16 protein-coding genes are annotated in these 17,826 nt (G+C 64.5%); all 16 read left to right on the top strand.

Features of this window, described 5'->3' with window-relative positions; translation table 11 throughout:
- Positions 1–12 precede the first annotated feature (12 nt).
- The 16 genes from B5E42_RS13805 (at position 13) to B5E42_RS13735 (ending at position 17,817) form a co-directional block, all read left to right on the top strand.
- Positions 13–987: a membrane dipeptidase gene (locus B5E42_RS13805; RefSeq protein ID WP_242967146.1), complete on the top strand. Its 975-nt coding sequence runs from the start codon at positions 13–15 to the stop codon at positions 985–987.
- The gene (gene thrC / locus B5E42_RS13800; protein WP_087240639.1) at positions 975–2,462 is read left to right on the top strand and encodes a threonine synthase; all 1,488 of its coding nucleotides are present in this window, start codon (positions 975–977) and stop codon (positions 2,460–2,462) included. The genes B5E42_RS13805 and thrC overlap by 13 nt, the downstream gene beginning before the upstream one ends.
- Complete coding sequence (locus tag B5E42_RS13795; RefSeq protein WP_087240637.1) at positions 2,463–3,143, top strand: metallophosphoesterase; 681 nt, start codon at positions 2,463–2,465, stop codon at positions 3,141–3,143.
- A 116-nt stretch (positions 3,144–3,259) separates the two neighbouring features.
- On the top strand, positions 3,260–4,684 hold the full coding sequence (gene tig, locus B5E42_RS13790; protein ID WP_087240635.1) for a trigger factor: 1,425 nt from the start codon (positions 3,260–3,262) through the stop codon (positions 4,682–4,684).
- Between the two features lie 95 nt (positions 4,685–4,779).
- Complete coding sequence (gene clpP, locus B5E42_RS13785) at positions 4,780–5,361, top strand: ATP-dependent Clp endopeptidase proteolytic subunit ClpP (protein WP_087240633.1); 582 nt, start codon at positions 4,780–4,782, stop codon at positions 5,359–5,361.
- Between the two features lie 70 nt (positions 5,362–5,431).
- A complete protein-coding gene (gene clpX, locus B5E42_RS13780; RefSeq protein WP_087240631.1) occupies positions 5,432–6,748 on the top strand; it encodes an ATP-dependent Clp protease ATP-binding subunit ClpX in 1,317 nt (438 codons plus the stop codon).
- 71 nt (positions 6,749–6,819) lie between these two features.
- Positions 6,820–9,225 (top strand): endopeptidase La, encoded by a 2,406-nt coding sequence (lon, locus tag B5E42_RS13775; protein WP_087240629.1) that lies wholly within the window; start codon positions 6,820–6,822, stop codon positions 9,223–9,225.
- A 12-nt stretch (positions 9,226–9,237) separates the two neighbouring features.
- On the top strand, positions 9,238–9,837 hold the full coding sequence (yihA, locus tag B5E42_RS13770; protein WP_087240627.1) for a ribosome biogenesis GTP-binding protein YihA/YsxC: 600 nt from the start codon (positions 9,238–9,240) through the stop codon (positions 9,835–9,837).
- The gene (locus B5E42_RS13765; protein WP_087240625.1) at positions 9,834–10,601 is read left to right on the top strand and encodes a fumarylacetoacetate hydrolase family protein; all 768 of its coding nucleotides are present in this window, start codon (positions 9,834–9,836) and stop codon (positions 10,599–10,601) included. Before yihA ends, B5E42_RS13765 begins: the two co-directional genes overlap by 4 nt.
- 81 nt (positions 10,602–10,682) lie before the next feature.
- Positions 10,683–11,315, top strand: a complete 633-nt coding sequence (locus tag B5E42_RS13760) for a redox-sensing transcriptional repressor Rex (protein WP_087240623.1) — start codon at positions 10,683–10,685, stop codon at positions 11,313–11,315.
- Positions 11,312–12,430 carry a hypothetical protein gene (locus B5E42_RS13755; protein WP_087240621.1) on the top strand — a complete coding sequence of 373 codons (1,119 nt, stop codon included), beginning with the start codon at positions 11,312–11,314 and terminating at the stop codon, positions 12,428–12,430. The genes B5E42_RS13760 and B5E42_RS13755 overlap by 4 nt, the downstream gene beginning before the upstream one ends.
- 120 nt (positions 12,431–12,550) lie before the next feature.
- Positions 12,551–13,045, top strand: a complete 495-nt coding sequence (locus tag B5E42_RS13750) for a MarR family transcriptional regulator (RefSeq protein WP_087240619.1) — start codon at positions 12,551–12,553, stop codon at positions 13,043–13,045.
- A 30-nt stretch (positions 13,046–13,075) separates the two neighbouring features.
- Positions 13,076–14,815, top strand: a complete 1,740-nt coding sequence (locus tag B5E42_RS13745; RefSeq protein ID WP_087240617.1) for an ABC transporter ATP-binding protein — start codon at positions 13,076–13,078, stop codon at positions 14,813–14,815.
- On the top strand, positions 14,808–16,685 hold the full coding sequence (locus B5E42_RS13740; RefSeq protein WP_087240615.1) for an ABC transporter ATP-binding protein: 1,878 nt from the start codon (positions 14,808–14,810) through the stop codon (positions 16,683–16,685). The genes B5E42_RS13745 and B5E42_RS13740 overlap by 8 nt, the downstream gene beginning before the upstream one ends.
- 111 nt (positions 16,686–16,796) lie before the next feature.
- Positions 16,797–16,946, top strand: coding sequence for a hypothetical protein (locus B5E42_RS19360; RefSeq protein WP_204244416.1), 150 nt, complete (start codon positions 16,797–16,799; stop codon positions 16,944–16,946).
- 106 nt (positions 16,947–17,052) lie between these two features.
- A complete protein-coding gene (locus tag B5E42_RS13735) occupies positions 17,053–17,817 on the top strand; it encodes a 4Fe-4S binding protein (RefSeq protein WP_141242545.1) in 765 nt (254 codons plus the stop codon).
- The last annotated feature ends 9 nt before the right edge of the window (positions 17,818–17,826 follow it).

Here is a 17,826-nt window from a genome sequence, read left to right as displayed (position 1 = left end):
AGGAGAGGGGCTGTGAACCCAATCTGTCTCTTTGACGGACACTGTGACACCGTCTACCGCGGCAGCCTCCCGGCAGAGGATCCCCACAGGAGCCGGGGGGATCTGGCGTCCAACAGCGGCCATCTGGATCTGAACCGGCTGCAAAGGGCCTACGGCGGAAGCTGCCAGTTCTTCGCCCTGTTCGGCTATCCGGCGGATTTCCCGGGCAAAACGGCGGAGGAGATCTTCCGCCTGGAGTATGGCTGGTTTGCCCGCCAGATGGAGCTCCACAGCGGCCGGGCGGCCCACTGCCGCACCGGGGAGGAGGCCCGGCAGGCCCTGTCCCAGGGGAAGACGGCCGCCTTTTTGTCGGTGGAGGGGGCGGAGCTGCTGGACTGTGACCCGGCCCGGCTGGAGGAGGCCCACCGTCTGGGGGTGCGGGCGGTAAACCTGACCTGGAACTACGCCAATCCCCTGTCCGGCTCCAACGCCGAGGAGCCGGGGCGGGGCCTCACCGCCCGGGGCCGGGCGTTTGTGGCTGAGATGCAGCGGCTGGGCATGCTGGTGGACGTGTCCCACCTGTCCGACCCCGGCTTCTGGGACGTGGCGGAGCTGGCGGAGCGGGCGGGGATTCCCTTTTTTGCCAGCCACTCCAACGCCAGGGCGGTGTGCCCCCACAAGCGGAACTTGACGGATGAGCAAATTACTGCCATAATAAAAGTTCAGGGTACCGTCGGCCTGAACCTGTGCGCCTCCTTTGTGGGGGATCCCCCCACCCTGGACGCCCTGATTGCCCATGTGGAGCACATCTGGGCCCTGGGGGGCGCGGACAGCCTGGCTGTCGGCGGGGACTGGGACGGCTGCGACCTGGCGGCCGGTCTGACGGGCGTGGACGGCCTGACCGCCCTGTATGAGGAGCTTCTGCGGCGCAATCACAGCGAGACACTGGTGCGCGCCCTGTTTTTCGAGAATCTAATGAGGGTTGTGAGCGAAGTATGTACTATGTAAGCACGCGAAACGCAAGGGATCGGCGCACGGCGGCGGAGGCCATTGCCCAGGGACTGGCCGCCGACGGGGGGCTCATGACCCCCGAGGTGTTCCCCAAGCTGTCCCACAACGCCCTGGACACCATGCGGGACATGTCCTACCAGCAGCGGGCCGTCTATGTGATGGGCTCCTACCTGGACGACTTCACCTCCTCCGAGCTGTCCTCCTTTGCCGCCAAGGCATACGGCGGCGGCAAGTTTGACGTGAAGGAGGTGGCCCCCGTCCGGCAGGTGGACGGCAATACCTACTGCCTGGAGCTGTGGCACGGCCCCACCTGCGCCTTCAAGGACATGGCCCTGCAGATGCTGCCCCATCTGCTCTCCGCCTCCCTGGTGAAGAACCAGGAGGAGAAGACGGTGTGCATCCTGGTGGCCACCTCCGGCGACACCGGCAAGGCCGCCCTGGAGGGCTTCCGGGACGTGGAAAAGACCCGGATCCTGGTGTTCTACCCCAAGGACGGCGTCTCCGCCATCCAGGAGCTCCAGATGGCCACCCAGGAGGGGGAGAACGTTGGGGTGTGCTCCGTGGTGGGCAACTTCGACGACGCCCAGACCGGCGTGAAGAAGCTCTTCTCCGATGAGTCCCTGCGGGAGCAGCTGGCCGGCCGCGGCTTCTTCCTGTCCTCGGCCAACTCCATCAACTGGGGCCGGGTGCTGCCCCAGATCGTCTATTACATCTCCGCCTACTGTGATCTCATGCGGGCCGAGCGCATCCGCAAGGGGGACAAGGTCAACGTCTGCGTGCCCACCGGCAACTTCGGCAACATCCTGGCCGCCTGCTACGCCAGGGAGATGGGCGTGCCCATCGGCAGGCTGATCTGCGCCTCCAACTCCAACAACGTGCTCACCGACTTCCTGCGCACCGGCGTGTACGACCGCAACCGCACCTTCTACAACACCATGTCCCCCTCCATGGACATCCTGATCTCCTCCAACCTGGAGCGGCTGCTCTTCGCCCTCACCGGTCACGATGACGAGCAGGTACGGGAGTACATGGGCCAGCTGAACCAGACCGGCCGTTATGAGGTGAGCCCCGCCATCCAGGACAGGCTGACCAGGCTGTTCTCCGCCGGCTTCTGTGACGACGCCCAGACCCAGAAGGTGATCGGGAGGATGTGGCAGGAGCACCACTACCTGATCGACCCCCACACCGCCGTGGCCTTCGACGTGCTGGAGCAGTACCGGAAAGAGACCGGCGACGACACCCCGGCCATCGTGGCCTCCACCGCCAGCCCCTTCAAGTTCTGCGACAGCGTGCTGGGCGCCCTGGGCGTCACCGAGCTGGCGGAGGGCACCGCCATCCTGGATCAGCTCTCCGAGCTCACCGGCGTGCCCGTCCCGGCCCCGCTGGCCGCCCTGAAGGACAAGCCGGTGCGCTTCCGGGAGACCGTCACCCGCGACCACATGGTGGATCAGGTGCTGGAGATGCTGCGCTGAATGGCCCTGTTTGCGATTGGGGACACCCACCTCTCCCTGTCCTCCAACAAGCCCATGGACGTGTTCGGCGGCGGCTGGGAGGGATACGTGGACAAGCTGCGCGCCGGCTTTACGGCAGTGGGGCCGGAGGATACGGTGGTGCTGTGCGGCGATCTGTCCTGGGGCATGAGCCTGGAGGAGGCGCGGGAGGACTTCGCCTTCCTGGACGCCCTGCCCGGGGCGCGGAAGCTGCTGCTCAAGGGCAACCACGACTACTGGTGGAACACGGCGGCCAAGATGAACCGCTTTTTCGCGGAGAACGGCTTTTCCACCCTCCAGATCCTCCACAACAACTGCTATGAGTACGGGGACTACGCCCTGTGCGGCACCCGGGGCTGGTTCTACGAGGAGACCGGCGACCAGAAGGTGTTCAAGCGGGAGCTGATCCGGCTGGAGGCTTCGCTGAAGGCGGCGGGGGAGCGGCCCAAGCTGTGCTTTCTCCACTATCCGCCCCTGTACCAGGGCTACTCCTGCCCGGAGATCATCGCCCTGATGGAGCAGTACGGCGTGGAGCGGTGCTATTACGGCCATCTCCACGGCGGCAGCCACCGCCTGGCGGTGGAGGGGGCGCAGGGCGGCGTGGAGTATCACCTGGTCTCCGCGGACTATGTGGGCTTCCGCCCGCAAAAAATCTGCGAATAATTGAAAAAAAGTATGGAAATTTTGGCGCATATCTGCTACTATAAAACGGATAACGCGAAAGATGGCCCCAAAGCGCCGGATCCGGCGCCCGGGGCTGACAGGAGGAAGTAAACAACATGAATGTCAAGAGCGTCGAAAAAAAGGAGAAGAGCACCGTCGAGCTGGTCATCGAGATCGGCAAGGAGGAGTTCGAGGCCGCCGTTGAGAAGGTCTATAAGAAGCAGCGCGGCAAGATCACTGTCCCCGGCTTCCGCAAGGGCAAGGCCCCCCGGAAGATCATCGAGGGCATGTACGGCTCCGGTGTGTTCTATGAAGACGCCATCAACGATCTGTATCCCGAGGCCTACACCCAGGCCGTGGAGCAGGAGAAGCTGGACACCGTGTCCTGGCCCAATGTGGAGGTGCTGGACGTGGGCAAGGACGGCCTGACCTTCAAGGCCACCGTCACCGTCCGCCCCGAGGTGAAGCTGGGCGAGTACAAGGGCCTCACTGCTGAGAAGAACGAGGTCACCGTCACCGACGAGGACATCGAGGGTGAGCTCAAGCCCTTCATCAACCGCGCCACCCGCATGGTCACCGTGGAGCGGGAGGCCAAGGAGGGCGACACCGTGGTGATCGACTTCGAGGGCTTCCTGGACGGCACCCCCTTCGACGGCGGCAAGGCCGAGGGCCACAGCCTGGAGCTGGGCTCCGGCTCCTTCATCCCCGGCTTTGAGGAGCAGCTGGTTGGCACCAAGGCCGGCGACGAGAAGGAGCTGAACGTCACCTTCCCCGAGGACTACCACGCCGCCGAGCTGGCCGGCAAGCCCGTGGTCTTCAAGGTGAAGGTTCACGAGGTGAAGGAGAAGCAGCTGCCCCAGGTGGACGACGAGTTCGCCAAGGACGTGTCCGAGTTTGACACCCTGGCCGACTTCAAGAAGGATCTGGGCGACAAGCTGAAGGAGCGCCGGGAGTCCCAGGCCCAGCGGGACTTCGAGGCCGCGCTGATGGAGCAGGTCATGTCCAACATGGAGGTGGAGATCCCCGACGCCATGGTGGACTATGAGGCTGACCAGCTGGTCAACGACATGGCCCAGCGCATCCAGGCCCAGGGCATCCCCTTTGAGCAGTACCTGTCCATGATGGGCATGACCGTGGACATGATGCGGGAGCAGGCCAAGGCCGCCGCCATGGAGCGGGTGCGCCGCGACCTGGCCCTGGGCGCCATCGTGGCCGCCGAGAACATCACCGTCTCCGACGAGGAGATCGAGGAGGAGTACAAGCGCCTGGCCGAGCAGTACCACATGGAGCTGGACAAGGTGAAGGAGGCCGTGGACGCCGAGGGCATCCGCAAGGAGCAGAGCTACCACAAGGCCGAGCACGTGGTCTATGACAGCGCCAAGGTGGGCAAGGCCCCCGCCAAGAAGAAGGCTTCCTCCAAGAAGAAGGCTGAGGACGCCGCCGAGGGCGAGGAGAAGCCCAAGAAGACCACCCGCAAGACCACCAAGAAGAAGGCGGAGGAGCCTGCCGAGGAGAAGGCTGAGGAGAAAACCGAGGAATAAGCTGCCAGCGGACGGGCATACTGTTGTGTGAGCCTGCCCGTCCCCGGCGGGATGGCCGGAACGTTCCGACATCAAAAAAAGGAGATCCTATTACCATGAGCTTAGTACCCTATGTAGTGGAGCAGACCAACCGCGGCGAGCGCTCTTACGACATCTTCTCCCGCCTGCTGAACGACCGCATTGTCTTCCTGGGGGAGGAGGTCAACGCCACCACGGCCAGCCTGGTGGTGGCCCAGCTGCTGTATCTGGAGGCCCAGGATCCCGACAAGGACATCCAGTTCTACATCAACAGCCCCGGCGGCTCGGTGACCGACGGCATGGCCATCTATGACACGATGCAGTACATCAAGTGCGACGTGTCCACCATCTGCATCGGCATGGCCGCCAGCATGGGCGCCTTCCTGCTCTCCTCCGGCGCCAAGGGCAAGCGTCTCGCCCTGCCCAACGCGGAGATCATGATCCACCAGCCCTCCGCCGGCACCCAGGGACAGATCACCGACATGGCCATTCACCTGAAGCGCCTGGAGATCATCAAGAAGCGCATGAACAAGATCCTGAGTGAGAACACCGGCAAGCCGCTGGAAGTGGTCACCGCCGACTGTGAGCGGGACAACTTCATGTCCGCGGAGGAGGCCATGGAGTACGGCCTCATTGACAAAGTCATCTATAAGCGATAAAATTCCACAAAGGGAGCGGGGAAGCCAACGTCCCGCTCCCTTTGAGTTCAAGAGACTGAGGTAGCACAACATGCCAAAAAATGACGAGCACAAGTCTGTCCGCTGCTCCTTCTGCGGCAAGCACCAGGAGCAGGTGGCCCGCATCATCGCCGGGCCCGGGGCCTATATCTGCAATGAGTGCGTCCACCTGTGCATGAGCATCCTGGACGACACCTACGATCCGGAGGAGCCCTTCAGCCCCGACATCCCCGACGTGATCCCCACCCCCCACGAGATCCGGACGGTACTGGACGAGTATATCATCGGGCAGGAGGACGCCAAGGTGGCCCTGTCCGTGGCGGTGTACAACCACTATAAGCGCATCTACTTCGGCGGCGGGGAGGACGTGGAGCTCCAGAAGAGCAACATCCTGCTCATGGGCCCCACCGGCTGCGGCAAGACCCTGTTTGCCCAGACCCTGGCCCGGATTCTGAAGGTGCCCTTCGCCATTGCCGACGCCACCACCCTTACCGAGGCCGGCTACGTGGGCGACGACGTGGAGAACATCCTCCTGCGCCTGGTGCAGGCCGCCGACTACGACATCGAGCTGGCGGAGCGGGGCATCATCTACGTGGACGAGATCGACAAGATCGCCCGCAAGAGCGAGAACACCTCCATCACCCGGGATGTGTCCGGCGAGGGCGTGCAGCAGGCCCTGCTGAAGATCCTGGAGGGCACCGTTGCCAACGTGCCGCCCCAGGGCGGCCGGAAGCACCCCCACCAGGAGTTCATCCAGATCAACACCAAAAACATCCTCTTTATCTGCGGCGGCGCCTTCGACGGGATGGAGAAGATCATCGAGCAGCGCCTGGACAAGAAGACCATCGGTTTCGGCGCCGACATCAAGACCAAGGGGGAGCGGGACACCACCTCTGTGCTCAAGCAGGTGCAGCCCCACGATCTGCTGAAGTTCGGCATCATCCCCGAGCTGGTGGGCCGTCTTCCGGTGATCACCACCCTCAGCGCCCTGGACAAGGGCCAGCTGGTGCGCATCCTCACCGAGCCCAAGAACGCCCTGGTGAAGCAGTACCAGAAGCTGCTGGAGTATGATATGGTGGATCTGAGCTTTGACACCCAGGCCCTGGAGGCCGCCGCCGACAAGGCCATTGAGCGGGGCATCGGCGCCCGCGGCCTGCGGGCCGTGCTGGAGGAGGTCATGACCCAGCTGATGTACGACGTGCCCTCTGATCCCACCATCGCCAAGGTGACCATCACGGAGGAGAGCGTGAAGGATCACGCGCCGCCGAAGATTGAGCGCGATCCCAGCCGCACCCAGCGGCCCCGGCTGGGCGGCGCCTCGCTCCATGCGGAGCAGGGCGGCGCTGTGCCCAAGGGGAACGTATCTTAAACACATCCGGCGGGGCGGGGGCGGTGCCCTCGCCCTGCTTTGGTTTCAACTCCGGAAGGGAGGGAGACGCCATGGAAACCAATCTGCAAAAGACCATGCCCGCCCTGGCGCTGCGGGGGCTGACGGTCTTCCCCAACATGCTGCTCCACTTTGACGTGGGCCGGGCGGCCTCCATCAAGGCCCTGGACGAGTCCATGGGCTCCGGCCAGCCCATTTTCCTGGTGGCCCAGCGGGATCTGGCCGTGGAGGATCCGCAGGAGAAAGACCTTTACAGTGTCGGCACCGTCTGCAATGTGCGCCAGCTCCTCCGCCTGCCCGGCGACAATGTGCGGGTGATGGTGGAAGGCTTGAGCCGGGGCCGCCTGCTGGAGATGACCCAGACTGAGCCCTATCTGGCCGCCCGGGTGGAGGAGCTCCCCGCCGAGCAGCCGGTGCGCCGCTCCGCCCGGACGGAGGCGCTGATCCGCCAGACCTACGAGCTCTTTGAGTCCTTCATCGAGCTGGCCCCCAAGATGACCCCCGACATCCTCCTGTCGGTGCTGTCCAGCGAGGATCCCGGCTACATCGCCGACTACATCGCCCAGAACCTGCCCATGCGCACCAGCGACAAGCAGGCCATCCTGGAGGAGCTGCGGCCGGTGCGCCGGCTGGAGCGCCTGTGCCAGAGCCTCCGCCGGGAGGTGGAGATCCTGGAGATGGAACAGGAGCTCCAGGGCAAGGTGCGGGAGCAGCTCACCCGCAGCCAGCGGGACTATGTCCTGCGGGAGCAGATGAAGGTGATCCAGCAGGAGCTGGGGGAGGACGGCGCCGGAGGCGACAGCGAGCTGGCCGAGTACCGCCAGCGCATCGCCGGGGCAAAGCTGCCCCGGGAGGTGGCGGACAAGCTGAACAAAGAGGTGGGCCGCCTGGAGAAGCAGCCCTTCGGCTCCGCCGAGGCCAGCGTCATCCGGGGCTATCTGGACACGGTGCTGGAGCTGCCCTGGGGGAAGAAGACGAAGGAGCGGGTGGACGTGGCGGCCGCGCGGAAGGTGCTGGACGCCGACCACTTCGGCCTGGACAAGGTGAAGGAGCGCATCCTGGAGTTCCTGGCCGTCAAGCAGCTCGCCCCCCAGCTGAGGGGGCAGATCCTCTGCCTGGTGGGCCCGCCCGGCGTGGGCAAGACCTCCATCGCCATGAGTATGGCCAGGGCCCTCAACCGGAAGCTGGCCCGCATCTCCCTGGGCGGCGTCCACGACGAGGCGGAGATCCGCGGCCACCGCAAGACCTACGTGGGGGCCATGCCCGGCCGCATCATCGCCGCGGTGCGGCAGGCGGGCACCTGCAACCCCCTGCTGCTGCTGGACGAGATCGACAAGCTGGGCAGCGACCAGCGGGGAGATCCCGCATCCGCCCTGCTGGAGGTGCTGGACGCCGAGCAGAACAGCACTTTCCGGGATCACTACCTGGAGGTGCCCTTCGACCTGTCCGACGTGCTCTTCATCACCACCGCCAATACCCTGGACACCATCCCCCGGCCCCTGCTGGACCGGATGGAGGTCATTGAGCTGACCAGCTACACCGACGAGGAGAAGCTGCAGATCGCCAAGCGGCACCTGCTGCCCCGTGAGCGCAAGCGCCACGGCCTGCGGGCCGGCCAGCTCAAGCTCACCGACGACGCCATCCGGGAGGTAATCCGGGGCTACACCCGGGAGTCCGGCGTGCGCATCCTGGAGCGGCGGCTGGCCGCCCTGTGCCGCAAGGCCGCCATGCATGTGGTTTCAGATGGTGTAAAGTCTGTCCACGTGACAGGAGACAACGTGGAGGAGTACCTGGGCGTCCGCCGCTACCATCCGGAGCGTCTGCCCCGCACGGAGCAGGTGGGCGTGGTCAACGGCCTGGCCTGGACGAGTGTGGGCGGCGAGATCCTGGAGGTAGAGGCGGCTGTGGTGCCAGGCACCGGCAAGGTGGAGCTCACCGGCAACCTGGGGGACGTGATGAAGGAATCCGCCCACGCCGCCCTGTCCTATATCCGGGGACGGGCCGCCGCCCTGGGCCTGCCGGAGGACTTTTACCAGAAGAAGGATATCCATGTCCACTTCCCGGAGGGGGCCGTGCCCAAGGACGGGCCCTCCGCCGGCATCGCCATCACCACCGCCATGGTGTCCGCCCTTACCGGCGCCCCGGTGCGGCGGGAGATCGCCATGACAGGCGAAGTCACCTTACGGGGCCGCGTGCTGCCCATCGGCGGGCTGAAGGAAAAGACCATGGCCGCCTACCGCAGCGGCATCAAGACCGTGTTCCTGCCGGCGGACAACCTGCCGGATCTGGAGGACATCGACCCTACGGTTCGCGCCGCCCTGCGCTTCGTGCCGGTGGAGCAGGTGGACACGGTGCTGGCCGAGGCACTGGAGCAGGCCAGTCAGACCGCTGCCCCCGATCTGCCCCGCCCGCATCAGAGCACGGTGGCCGGCCGGGAAGTGCCCACCTTCCGACAGTGAGGACGTGATAGGATGCGAGTGAATTTACAGAAGGCGGAGTTTGTGCGCTCCGCCGCCAAGGCCGCCGATTTCCCCCGGGATCGGCTGCCCCAGGTGGCCTTTGCCGGGCGGTCAAACGTGGGGAAGTCGTCGGTGATCAACCGGCTGCTCAACCGGAAGAACTTCGCCCGAGTGGGGGCGGCGCCGGGCAAGACCACCCATATCAACTATTTTCTCATTGATGGGGCCTTCTACCTGGTGGATCTGCCGGGCTATGGCTATGCCAAGGTGTCCCAGGCGGAGAAGGCCCGGTGGGGGCGGCTCATGGAGGAGTGGTTCGCCGACAGCTCCCTCATGACCCTGGGCCTGCAGATTGTGGACGCCCGGCACAAGCCCACGGCGGATGACTGCACCATGGCGGCGTTTTTCAAGAACAGCGGCCGACCCTTTGCCGTGGTGGCCAATAAGCTGGACAAGCTGCGCAAAAGCGACATCGAGCCCAATCTGGCCCGGATCCGGGAAACCCTGGAGCTGGATGAGTCTGTCAGGCTGATCCCCTTTTCGGCAGAGAAGGGGGACGGGAAGCAGGAACTGCTGGATCTGATTCTGGAGCATGCGGAGGGGAGTTTATGAAGTACGTAAAAATCCTTCGGGATGAGAAAGGCGTCTGGGGCGTCCTCCACGGCGATCTGGTTCGCACGCTGGAGGCTCCGCCCTTTGAAGAACTCCGCTATGACGGTGAGAGCCTGCCGCTGGAGGCCTGCCGCCTGCTGGCCCCCTGCGAGGCCACCAAGATTGTCTGTGTGGGCAAGAACTATTACGACCATATCGAGGAGATGCGCTCCATGTTCGACGCATCCCACAACCCGGAGAGGCCCACTTTGTTCCTGAAGGCGCCAAACGCCCTCAATGCCCACCTGGGGACGGTTCACGCCCCCGATTTTGTGGGTCGTCTGGACTATGAAGGGGAGCTGGGCGTGGTGATGAAGCGCCGGGCCAAGGACGTGCCGGCGGAGCGGGCCATGGACTATGTCCTGGGCTTCACCTGTCTCAACGACGTCACCGCCCGCGATATCCAGAGGTCCGATGGACAGTGGGCCCGGGGCAAGAACATGGACGGCTTTGCACCCATGGGCCCGGTGGTCACCGACGAGGTGGATCCCGCCAGCCTGGACATTCGCACCCTGCTCAACGGGGAGGTGGTGCAGCAGAGCAATACCCGCCTACTCATCACCAGCGTCCCGGAGATCATCGCCTTCATCACCGCGTCCATGACCCTGGAGCCCGGCGACGTGATCGCCACCGGCACCCCCGCCGGCGTGGGGCCCATGCACCCCGGCGACACGGTGGAGGTGGAGATCCAGGGCATCGGCACCCTGCGCAGCCGGATTGTGTGACCGGCGGCGTTGACAGCGCCGGGTATTTTGGGTAAACTGAGAGGGACGGACAGAGCTTCGCACGGGAAGAGGGATACAAGCATGAGAAAAGATAAGGTGTCCAGTGCCGTAATCCGGCGGCTTCCCCGGTACTACCGGCACCTGAACGATTTGTATCTGGCGGGGGTGGAGCGCATTTCCTCCAACGCCCTGGGCAGATCCATGGGCCTGACGGCCTCCCAGATCCGGCAGGATCTCTCCTGCTTCGGGGAGTTCGGACAGCAGGGCTATGGCTACAACGTGGAGAACCTGCGGGGGGAGATCTCCGAGATTCTGGGCATGAAGCGGGGGCACACCGCTGTGGTGGTGGGCGCGGGCAACTTGGGCCGGGCGCTGATTGAGAACTTCCACTTCGACCGCTCCGGCGTGAAGCTCATCGCCGCCTTTGACATCGCCCCGCCGCTGGTGGGGCAGGAGTTTTCCGGCACTGCCATCCACCACGTGGATCAGCTGGAGCGATACCTGAGTCAGAATCCCGCCAGCATCGGGGTGCTTACCGTGCCCCGGGGGGTGGCCAATCAGATCGCCGGACGCCTGGTGGCCTGCGGCGTGAAGGGGATCTGGAACTTCACCAACATTGAGCTGAACCTGAACGCGCCGGGGGTTGTGGTTGAAAATGTCCACTTCGCCGACAGCCTGCTGGCCCTGAACTACATGATTTCGGAGGCGCCATGAGACGACTTGCCGCGGGACTGCTGGCCCTCATTGTCCTCATCAGCTGCGCGGCGGTGTACGCCGCCAGCGGGGGAGAGAGCCTGATTACCCAGACCTATCTGGAGGAGACCTATGTGCCCGGCGTGCTGGAGCAGGCCCAGGCCCGGGTGGAGGAGAAGACCCAGAGCATCTATCAGTCGGCGTCCTCTGTATTGGAGGGTCGCCACAGCGCGTATCTGAACGGCGGAAGCTCCGCCTCCGCCCTTACGGATTACCGCTTCAAGGAGGGGGACGTGCTCACCCTGCCCGCCGGCTCCGGCATGCTGCTGCTGGCGGGGGGCGCCTCTGTCAGCACGGGGACTCTGGTGGACGTGACGGCCGGAACCGCGCTGTCCGCCGGGGCCGCCCTGACCGCCCGCCACCGTGGCCTGGCGGCAGAGGGCGGCGGGACGGTGACCGTCACCTCCGACACCGCCGTGCTGAGTCTGGAGGGCACCTATACCATTGTCCCCGGCTCCGGGGTGGACTACAACGCCCTGGCCGATGCCCTGAGGGACATGGGCCTGTTCCAGGGCACCGGTACCGCCTACGGCTCCGGCTATGATCTGGAGGTGGCCCCCACCCGGCTGGTGGGCCTGGTCATGTTCCTCCGCCTGATCGGGGAGGAGGGGGCCGCCCTGAGCAGCACGGCGGCCAACCCGTTTGTGGACACCCCGGCCTGGTGTGACCGCTATGTGGCCTATGCCTATGAGCAGGGCTATACCCAGGGGATCGGCCCCGGCCTGGACGGACGGCTCTACTTCGGGGCCAACACCAACATCACGGCGGGGGAGTATGTGACCTTCCTGCTGCGGGCCCTGGGCTACACGGACAGCGGCACCTCCCCGGATTTCACCTGGAGCACCGCTCTGGATCGCGCGGTGGAGCTGGGTGTGCTCACCTCCGCCGAACGCACCGCCCTGAACAGCGGGAGCTTCCTGCGGGCACAGGTGGTTTACCTGTCCTACTTCGCCCTGTCCGCGCCCCTGAAGGACGGCAGCGGCATCCTGCTGGACAAGACGGCGGCCAGCAGCGGCGTGGACAAGAGCCAGCTGCAGGCCGTCATGGACGGCGTGGCTGTGTCCCGCCTGTCCTGAACATCCGCACCCAGAAAAAAGCCTCCCGGCTGACGGGAGGCTTTTTGTATATTGTGCTCATTGACAACTGTTAGCAAGGAAACTAAAATAATACTGTTCAAACAAGGAGGTGAAGGGCGCATGCGGCGAGAGCGTCATATCGGCTATGAGATCAAGGCCCTGTCCAATCTGATGCGGCGGAAGATGTGGGAACAGGCCGGCCGGCCGGACTGTGACGAGTTTACCGAGATGCAGGGGATGCTGCTGGGATTCCTCTGCCGGAACCGGGATCAGGAGATCTTCCAGAAGACGCTGGAGGAGGTGTTCTCCATCCGGCGCTCCACGGCCTCCCGGCTGCTGAAAAACATGGAGGCGGAGGGGCTGATTGTCCGCCTTCCGGTGAGCCGGGATGCCAGGCTCAAGCGGGTGATGGTCACGCCAAAGGCGGAGGCCCTCAACCAGCAGGCGGCGGTTCGTATCCAGTATGTGGAGGCGGCGCTGACCCGGGGACTGACCCAGGCGGAGCTCGACCAGTTCATGGCGACGGTGGAGAAGCTCAAGCACAATCTGACGGAGCTGTCCAATCCGCGGCCTGAGGCGGAGCGATCGACGGGCAGTCCTCATGCTAACAGTTAGCAGGCGAATTTCACCCAAGGAGGGAACCCTATGAAGAAAAAACGCAGCATAGCGGGCTGTATCAAGGAGTTCTGGCCGGCCACTATTCTGACGCCGGTTTTCGTCATCGGCGAGGTGGTCTTTGACGTGCTGATCCCCACGATGACCGGCAAGCTGCTGGACGAGGGCGTGGAGGCCGGCAGCATGCACCACATCGCCCTCTACGGCCTGACGGTCGTGGCCATGGCGCTGGTGGCCCTGCTGCTGGGCGCCCTGTCCGGCCGCTTTACGGCCAAGGCGTCCACCGGCCTGTCCCGCAATCTGCGGCGGGAGATGTACGCCAACGTCCAGAAATTTTCCTTTTCCAACATTGACAAGTACTCCACCGGCGGTATCATCACCCGCCTGACCACCGACGTGACCAACGTGCAGATGGCCTTCATGATGATCATCCGCATCGCGGTGCGCTGCCCCATCATGCTCATCTGCGCCTGGGTGATGACCTTTACCATCAACCCCCAGCTGGCCCTGGTCTTCCTGGTCGTGATCCCGGTTCTGGCGCTGGGCCTGCTCTTCATCATGACCCGCGCCCATCCCATCTTTGAGCGGGTGTTCAAAAAGTACGACTGGATGAACAACGTGGTGCAGGAGAACCTGCTGGGCATCCGGGTGGTCAAGTCCTTCGTGCGGGAGGAGCACGAGAAGGAGAAATTCGGCAAGGTCTCCAAGGAGATCTACCTGGATTTCTCCAAGGCCGAGAAGATTCTGGCCTTCAACAGCCCCCTGATGCAGCTGTGCGTGGCCGCCTGCATCCTCACGGTGTCCTGGCTGGGCGCCCACCTGATCGTGGACGGCTCCATGACCACCGGCCAGCTCACCAGCATGTTCAGCTATATCATGATGATCCTCATGAACCTGATGATGCTGTCCATGGTGGTGGTCATGATCGTCATCGCCCGCGCCTCTGCCGAGCGTATCACCGAGCTGCTCAACGAGGAGAGCGACCTCCAGAACGGCCCCAACCCCATCGAGAAGGTCAAGGACGGCTCCGTGGTGTTTGAGAACGTCAGCTTCAGCTATGCCAAGGATCCCTCCAAGGAGTGCCTGAAGGACGTGAACCTGACCATCAAATCCGGCGAGACGGTGGGCATCCTGGGCGGCACCGGCACCTCCAAGACCACCCTGGTGCAGCTGATCCCCCGCCTGTACGACGCCACCGAGGGCCGCGTGCTGGTGGGCGGCGTGGACGTGCGGGACTACGACATGGAGGCCCTGCGGGAGCAGGTTGCCATGGTGCTCCAGAAGAACGTGCTCTTCTCCGGCACCATCAAGGACAATCTGCGCTGGGGCAACAAGGAGGCCACCGACGAGGAGATGGTTCGGGTGTGCAGGCTGGCCCAGGCCGACCCCTTCATCCAGGAGTTCCCCGACAAGTACGACACCTACATCGAGCAGGGCGGCTCCAACGTGTCCGGCGGCCAGAAGCAACGCCTGTGCATTGCCCGCGCCCTGCTGAAAAAGCCCAAGATCCTGATCCTGGACGACTCCACCTCCGCCGTGGACACCAAGACCGACGCGCTGATCCGCAAGGCGTTCCGGGAGGAGATCCCCGAGACCACCAAGTTCATCATCGCCCAGCGCATCTCCTCCATTGAGGATGCCGACAAGATCCTGGTGATGGACGGCGGCAGGATCGCCGCCATGGGCACCCACGCGGAGCTGCTCCAGACCTGTGACATCTACCGCGAAATCTATGAGTCCCAGACGAAGGGAGGCAGCGACGATGAATAAGGCTCCGGTGAATCGCAAGCACGTGGTGGGCCGCCTGCTCAGCTACGTGGGCCGCGGCTACCTGGCCCTGTTTGTGGTGGTCATCCTGTGCATCCTGGTCAGCGCCGTGGCCTCCGTGTCCGGCTCCCTGTTCCTGGGCACCCTGATTGACAACTACATCGTGCCCCTGGCCGCCATGGCCAATCCGGATTTCAGCGGCCTGCTGCGGGTGATCCTCATGATGGCCTGCCTGTATCTTGTGGGCGCCCTGTGCGCCTTTGCCTACAACCGCATTATGGTCACTATCTCCCAGGGCGTGCAGAAGCGCATCCGCGACGATCTGTTCGGCCACATGCAGACCCTGCCCATCAAGTACTTTGACACCCACGCCCACGGCGACGTGATGAGCGTCTACTCCAACGACGTGGACACCCTGCGCCAGATGCTCTCCCAGAGCATTCCCCAGGTGATCAACTCGGCCATGATGATCCTGGTCACCTTTGTCAGCATGCTGGCCACCAACCTGCTGCTCACCGGCGTGGTGATCCTGTGCATCATCGTCATGCTGCTGGTCACCAAGTTCCTGGCCGGCCGCAGCGGCCGCTATTTCGTCCAGCAGCAGGTGAAGCTGGGCGATCTGAACGGCTATATCGAGGAGATGATCAACGGCCAGAAGGTGGTCAAGGTTTTCTGCCACGAGGAGGAGGCCCAGGAGGGCTTTGACAAGGTGAACGACGCCCTGTGTGAGAGCGCCGACAAGGCCAACAAGTACGCCAACATCCTCATGCCCATCCTGATCAACATCGGCAACGTCCAGTACGTGATCGTGGCCATGGCCGGCGGCGCGCTGGCCCTGGGCGGCATCGACGCCGGCATCACCCTGGGCACCATCGCCACCTTCCTCCAGCTGTCCAAGAGCTTCTCCAACCCCATCAGCCAGATTTCCCAGCAGTTCAACTCCGTGGTCATGGCCCTGGCGGGCGCCCAACGGATCTTCAATCTGATGGATGAGCCCTCCGAGGAGGATCACGGCACCGTCACCCTGGTGAACGTGTCCTATGACAAGGACGGCCAGACCCTGGTGGAGACCCGTGAGCACACCAACCTGTGGGCGTGGAAGGTGCCCCAGGCCGACGGCAGCTTCCAGTACGTGAAGCTGGCCGGCGATGTGCGCTTCGACCACGTGGACTTCGCCTACGAGGAGGGCAAGACCATCCTCCACGACATCAGCCTGTTCGCCAAGCCCGGCCAGAAGCTGGCCTTCGTGGGCGCCACCGGCGCGGGCAAGACCACCATTACCAACCTGATCAACCGCTTCTACGACATCGCCGACGGCAAGATCCACTACGACGGCATCTCCATCAACGACATCAAGAAGCCGGATCTCCGCCGCTCCCTGGGCATCGTGCTCCAGGACACCAACCTGTTCACCGGCACCGTCCGGGAGAACATCCGCTACGGCAACCTGGACGCCACCGACGAGGAGGTGGAGGCCGCCGCCGTGCTGGCCAATGCCGACGACTTCATCCGCCGCCTGCCCCAGGGCTATGACACCATGCTCACCGGCAACGGCGCCAACCTGTCCCAGGGCCAGCGGCAGCTCATCGCCATCGCCCGGGCCGCCGTGGCCGACCCGCCGGTGATGATCCTGGACGAGGCCACCTCCTCCATCGACACCCGCACCGAGGCCATTGTCCAGCGGGGCATGGACGCCCTGATGAGCGGCCGCACCGTGTTCGTCATCGCCCACCGCCTGTCCACCGTCCGCAACTCCGACGCCATCATGGTGCTGGATCACGGCCGCATCGTGGAGCGGGGCGACCACGAGGATCTGATCCAGCAGCACGGCATCTACTATCAGCTCTATACCGGCGCTTTTGAACTGGAGTAAAATCCGCACCTACAGCCCATTCCGGCATAGAATGGATTGAAACCGGGCCGGAGGCGGTCTTCCGCCGCCCCGGCGCCAGGTTTCCATCTTCATACCGGGAGGTACTTCATAATGGGGTGCAATAATGGCTGCGGATTCGGCGGCGGCGGTTGCCTGTGGATCATCCTGATCATCATCCTGCTTTGCTGCTGCTGCGGCGGCAACAGCTGGGGCGGCAATGGCTGCGGCTGCAACAACGGCTGCGGCAGCAGCTGCTGCTGAGTACAGACCGTCAGAGCCGGAAGAAGGCAGAAAGACGCGCCGCGGGGCTGAGTCCCGCGGCGCGCTTTTTTCAGGAAAAGAAAACAGCGGAAAGGAAGGAACAACCATGGAACAGCGCGTTACCGCACTCTATTTCAGCCCCACCCACGGAACCCGCGCCTATGTCCGGGCCGTGGCGGCGGCCATTCCCGGCGAGCACCGGGAGGTGGATTTCACCCGCCCGGAGGAGCGGAGAAAGGAATATCACTTTACAGAAAACGATCTGGTGATCCTGGGCGTGCCGGTGTACTACGGCCGGGTGCCGGAGGTGGAGGGCCTGCTGGACGGCCTCCACGGCGGGAACACCCCCGTCATTCTGCTGGCGGTGTACGGAAACCGGCTCATTGACGACGCCCTGGTGGAGCTGAGCGACCTGTGCGCCGCCCGGGGCTTCCGCACCCTGGCGGCCGGCTCCTTCGTGGCCCCCCACACCTTCTCGGCCAAGGTGGGGAAGGGCCGGCCCAGCGAGGCGGATCTGGCCGCGGCGGCGGAGCTGGGCCGCCGGGCGGCGGACAAGCTGTCCGGGGCGTGGGAGCCCCCGGCGCTGCCGGGAAACCGGCCCTACCGGGACTTCCAGCGGGCCCCCTTCTATCCGGAGGGGGACGGGAGCTGTACCGGCTGCGGCGCCTGCGCCCGGGCCTGCCCGGTGGAGGCCATCGACCCGGCCGCTCCCCGGGAGACCGACGGGGAGAAGTGCATCCGCTGCCTGGCCTGTGTCCACGCCTGCCCAACCGGCAGCCGCAGGGTGGAGGCGGCGGCCTTTTCCGCCACCGTGGCCCATCTGGAGGAGGCCCTCACCAGGACGGAGCGGCCCCCGGAGCTGTATCTCTAAATCCCCAAA

The organism is Flavonifractor sp. An10 (genome assembly GCF_002161215.1).
In the GTDB taxonomy this organism is placed as follows: domain Bacteria; phylum Bacillota; class Clostridia; order Oscillospirales; family Oscillospiraceae; genus Flavonifractor; species Flavonifractor avistercoris.
Note: the sequence above shows the minus strand (reverse complement) of the source record. Positions and strands in the feature narration are given on the sequence as shown.

What these genes read in the sequence shown, in the direction of transcription:
- thrC (WP_087240639.1), top strand. Translation starts at nt 975, where the DNA reads ATGTACTATGTAAGCACGCGAAACGCAAGGGATCGGCGCACGGCGGCG.
- B5E42_RS13795 (WP_087240637.1), top strand. Translation starts at nt 2,463, where the DNA reads ATGGCCCTGTTTGCGATTGGGGACACCCACCTCTCCCTGTCCTCCAAC.
- tig (WP_087240635.1), top strand. Translation starts at nt 3,260, where the DNA reads ATGAATGTCAAGAGCGTCGAAAAAAAGGAGAAGAGCACCGTCGAGCTG.
- clpP (WP_087240633.1), top strand. Translation starts at nt 4,780, where the DNA reads ATGAGCTTAGTACCCTATGTAGTGGAGCAGACCAACCGCGGCGAGCGC.
- clpX (WP_087240631.1), top strand. Translation starts at nt 5,432, where the DNA reads ATGCCAAAAAATGACGAGCACAAGTCTGTCCGCTGCTCCTTCTGCGGC.
- lon (WP_087240629.1), top strand. Translation starts at nt 6,820, where the DNA reads ATGGAAACCAATCTGCAAAAGACCATGCCCGCCCTGGCGCTGCGGGGG.
- yihA (WP_087240627.1), top strand. Translation starts at nt 9,238, where the DNA reads ATGCGAGTGAATTTACAGAAGGCGGAGTTTGTGCGCTCCGCCGCCAAG.
- B5E42_RS13765 (WP_087240625.1), top strand. Translation starts at nt 9,834, where the DNA reads ATGAAGTACGTAAAAATCCTTCGGGATGAGAAAGGCGTCTGGGGCGTC.
- B5E42_RS13760 (WP_087240623.1), top strand. Translation starts at nt 10,683, where the DNA reads ATGAGAAAAGATAAGGTGTCCAGTGCCGTAATCCGGCGGCTTCCCCGG.
- B5E42_RS13755 (WP_087240621.1), top strand. Translation starts at nt 11,312, where the DNA reads ATGAGACGACTTGCCGCGGGACTGCTGGCCCTCATTGTCCTCATCAGC.
- B5E42_RS13750 (WP_087240619.1), top strand. Translation starts at nt 12,551, where the DNA reads ATGCGGCGAGAGCGTCATATCGGCTATGAGATCAAGGCCCTGTCCAAT.
- B5E42_RS13745 (WP_087240617.1), top strand. Translation starts at nt 13,076, where the DNA reads ATGAAGAAAAAACGCAGCATAGCGGGCTGTATCAAGGAGTTCTGGCCG.
- B5E42_RS13740 (WP_087240615.1), top strand. Translation starts at nt 14,808, where the DNA reads ATGAATAAGGCTCCGGTGAATCGCAAGCACGTGGTGGGCCGCCTGCTC.
- B5E42_RS19360 (WP_204244416.1), top strand. Translation starts at nt 16,797, where the DNA reads ATGGGGTGCAATAATGGCTGCGGATTCGGCGGCGGCGGTTGCCTGTGG.
- B5E42_RS13735 (WP_141242545.1), top strand. Translation starts at nt 17,053, where the DNA reads ATGGAACAGCGCGTTACCGCACTCTATTTCAGCCCCACCCACGGAACC.